The following is a 323-nucleotide window of genomic DNA, read 5'->3' as shown; positions in this document are numbered from 1 at the left end:
CCTTGACACCGGCCTCTTCAAGCATCTTCTTGGCCGCGTCCGGATCGTACGGATCGTCCTTCACGTCCTTGTTGTAGGACCACATGGTCGGCGGGATCGGGTTCATCGCCACCTGGCCGGCGCCCTGGAACACGGCGTCGATAATGGCCTTCTTGTTGATGGCCATGTTGAGCGCCTTGCGGACGCGCACGTCGTCGAACGGCTTCTGCTGGGTGTTGTACATCAGCGCGCCGACGTTCAGGCCTTCCTGCTCCGCGACCGTCAGGTTCGCATCAGCCTGCAGGCCGGCGATGTCGGCCGGTGCCGGATACGACATGATGTTG

General features: G+C 62.5%; 1 protein-coding gene. It reads right to left on the bottom strand.

Annotation, left to right across the window (positions count from 1 at the left end; translation table 11 throughout):
* The coding region (locus EN786_RS36765) for an ABC transporter substrate-binding protein (protein WP_246688852.1) at nucleotides 1–323 on the bottom strand (323 nt) is incomplete at both ends.

It is taken from the genome of Mesorhizobium sp. M4B.F.Ca.ET.143.01.1.1, from assembly GCF_004792275.1.
In the GTDB taxonomy this organism is placed as follows: domain Bacteria; phylum Pseudomonadota; class Alphaproteobacteria; order Rhizobiales; family Rhizobiaceae; genus Mesorhizobium; species Mesorhizobium abyssinicae.
This window is presented reverse-complemented; position numbering and strand designations above follow the sequence as displayed.